Below are 3,362 nucleotides of genomic sequence, written 5' to 3' on the forward strand. Positions count from 1 at the left end.
GCGGCTTGGTCGATGGTTGCCTTCCACGCCTGTACGATTCGCGTCGTACCGGTCTTCTTCGGAAAATCATGCGTGTTGCCGGTCGCGGCCTTGCCGATCCAGGCGAGGGGCTCACGCTCGGTGTTGAGGGTCGGGCCGGCGAGGAACAGCACGACAAGATTCTCGTTGATCTGTGCGTCCGTGGGCGGGAAGTTGGGCGCGTCCCAGTTCACTACCCAGACGCTCTTGTCAGGGTTCGCCTGCAAGTAGTCCAGGGCTTTGTTCAGCGATGTGAATCCGGTGTTTGGGCCGCCTTGTGTGACTTGTACGTCAGGGAGTTCGTTGCGGCTCCACATCGTTGGGAAATACCGATTCCCGATCGAAAACGTCCTTCGAATAGAGTCCTGCAAATAGCTTTGCGATTCGGCTGCGTCGAGTCGCTCCGGAATCGCGAGCTCGACACGGATGCCAGCCAACTCGCGCCAGTTCTTTTTATCGTCAGGTTTGACCGTGTAGAAGTATTTCGCGTTGCTCGCATAGCGTGAGTGAAGCAGCAGCGGGAACTTGGTCATGTACTTGCGATAGAAACCCCTGAATGTTTCTGCGCCTTCGTTGCCATATACCAGCGCGCCAATCGATTGAAGTTTCGCGAAAGATTCTGGATCGGTGCGAACCATATCATCGTTTTTGTTCGGCGCGGCAAGCCCTTGCGTCCACAGCAATTGCCATTCGGTCGGATAGTCCATGCGTTGCAACGGATTCAACCAGATCAGGCCGACAACCTGGGCAACAAACGGCTTCGCCGGCTCCGTGACGGCCGGAGCTACGTTCGCTGCGAACTCGGACGTGGGTGCAGAATGCGCCGAACGAGCCATGGCCGTAGTAAACAGAAACACCATGAGCGCTACCAAACTCGGTACAACTACAAATCGTTTCATCCAATCTCCAAATTCCAACTGTGTCGAGTCCGGTTGTTCTACGTGCGCCATCAGCGAGGCCATGAGTACGGTCGTGATCATCCATGCGGCGCCCGCAACGGCGGCACGTCGCGGCCAGGTAACGATCAGCACCTTCATACCGCTCCCCCGACCTTCAGATAAAACTGTCCTTCGCGTTCGTCCGTGATCGCGATCGGCATCCTGCCTTCACTGTTCTCTGCACGTACCCATTCATGCATCGAAATCTCGTCAAGCTGTCCGCGCATAAAGTACTCTGCATATTTTTTGTTCGGGTTGTCGTCCGGAATACCGTCTCCCATCCTCCAATCGGCTTCAAGCCGTAGCACCTTCATTTGCTCCGGCGTCAGATAGCAAACCCCGATCGCCACATCGTACGCAAGCGCCTTTTCGGCGTGCTTCGGATTGGTCATCGTCGTGGAGTGATTCGTCGGGCTGTTGGTCGCGCCACGATCGAGCCAATCGACAATCTGCTGATCGCGCCATTCCTTGTAGCCCTCCGGCATTTCGCTCTTGCCGTCCTCGCCGATCACGTGGCCATCACCATCGAGCCATTCCGTATTCAGCGTGCGCCGCGCTTCCATCCGCATCAACGCGCGGTCCTCATAACGCTGTCCGGCTTCGCTCTCTGCCGTCCCTTGCGCGACACTGTCCGCGTTCTTCGCCTCGTACTGATCGTAGGGATCGTCCGCGCGCTTGTCTGCCTCGCTTTTGCTTGCGTCGCGCCATGCGGCCGGCGGATCGTTGCCTTCGTTGAAGTCGCTTGTCGCATTGCCGTCCTTCGTTTCGATGGGCTTGCCGAACCGAAACGCCTTCGGTGCGAACGGTTCGTCGAGTGCCGGCGCGTCCGCCACCACGGTCCAGCCCTGCGGCGGAACGGCGTTCACGCGGAACATGTTCAATGCCGAGCTGATCTGGGTCACGAAAAACATGATCGGCGCGGATGCAAGCGTGGCCGCCACCCCGAAAACGGACTCGTTTCCCTTGAGCGCACCGATGAGATTGAACTTGGCAGGCGGCGAAGGCGGATACCAGAATCCCGACGTCTTTCCCTTTTGCACATGCCGCCAGTCGTCTTCCCAATACCGATAGTGCTTCTGCACGCCAACCCGGAAGCCGGACGCAAAGACGCGCTGCGTCAGCACGCCGGGGACACCGATATCGTTCAGTTCGTTCTTGTCGATGCCGCGCCAGCCGATGCCTTGAACCGTGACCGCCGAAATCACCTGATCATGCGGACAGCAATACGCGGTGACGCGACCATACGTCGATCCGTTCAGGCCGTGGCGTATCCGATCCTCTTGTGCTGCATAAGACTTCTTGCTGGTCGGCGATACCCGTTCGTTCGCCATGTCTTCATCGATCTTGTCGGCGGGCAGTTCGTAGGCCTTCCGCGTGCCGATGATCGACAGAAACTTGCCGAACGTTTTCGTGCGGGCGGTATAGGTCTGCCTTCCGCGACGGCCGCCACCGTCCCGAGTCGCGCGTTGCGACCAGGTATCCATGAACGTATCGGATGGATTGGGGCCATCTGCGCGCGCAAGACTGTACGGCGCATTCGCCAGTACGTAGGCGTCGGCCACGCAATGCCCGCTGCGTCCCCATGGATCTTCGACATCGGGTAGTGCATCGCCGAAGAAGGCCGCGGTAAGGCCCACGATGTTGCCCTGGCTATGGCACACGACGGTTATCGGCACGTCGGCCTGCATGCGGCGAATCGACTCGATCAACCTCGCAAGGCGCAACGCCGCGAGCACGCCATATGCGCGGGGTGGCGCGCGATACAGCGGCCGATTGGTCGGGTTGATCCCCTGGACGGTCAACCACCCGGCCGCGCGGTCGTCGAGGCCGCCGTGCCAGAGATCGGGCAGGCTCGCGCAACCGTTCGTGAACGGGCCGCCGCCCCAATAGTCCTTCTCGTTCAGGAAGATCTTGTCGCCGTACTCTTTCAGCTCCGCAGCCGTTGCGCGATAGCCCCAGCGGAAATGAATGACGGGCGAGAAGGACGGGTCATGCTTGACGTAGTTGTCCGCAAGCAGCTTCGGGTTCAGAAACCCATCCGGCGTCACGCTTTCCGTGTACTTCGCCGGCACCAGTTGCCCGGCATCGATGCCGTGATACTTCAACTGATCGTCCAGCCGCCCGAGCCGGCGATTCAGGCCATCGCACAGCCCCTGCTCGGCGGCCTCGAACCATTCGCCTTCGGAGTTCACGCCATGCACGAAGATGACGACACCGGGCAACGGCATTTGCTTGACGCAGATCAGGCGGGTGTCTTTCGTCCACATCGCAACGCCGTCGGTCCGGCCGACGACGATCTGCGGCGCCTCCGTGCGCGAACATCGCGACGCCATGCCCGGCATGCAGATTGATTCGCTCGCCGCTCGTGATTTGCACGTGTTGCTGTGCGATCTGATCGATGTTCTC

At 59.8% G+C, this 3,362-nt stretch carries 2 protein-coding genes; both read right to left on the bottom strand.

Annotation, left to right across the window (positions count from 1 at the left end; translation table 11 throughout):
• Positions 1 to 917: virulence factor (locus LGM42_RS32890; RefSeq protein ID WP_226234408.1), on the bottom strand; the 917-nt coding region annotated here is incomplete at its 3' end.
• A gap of 134 nt (positions 918 to 1,051) precedes the next feature.
• Positions 1,052 to 3,223: a DUF3274 domain-containing protein gene (locus tag LGM42_RS32895; RefSeq protein WP_226234407.1), complete on the bottom strand. Its 2,172-nt coding sequence runs from the start codon at positions 3,221 to 3,223 to the stop codon at positions 1,052 to 1,054.
• Between the last annotated feature and the right edge of the window lie 139 nt (positions 3,224 to 3,362).

This window comes from Burkholderia sp. AU39826 (assembly GCF_020419965.1).
Classification (GTDB): Bacteria; Pseudomonadota; Gammaproteobacteria; order Burkholderiales; family Burkholderiaceae; genus Burkholderia; species Burkholderia semiarida.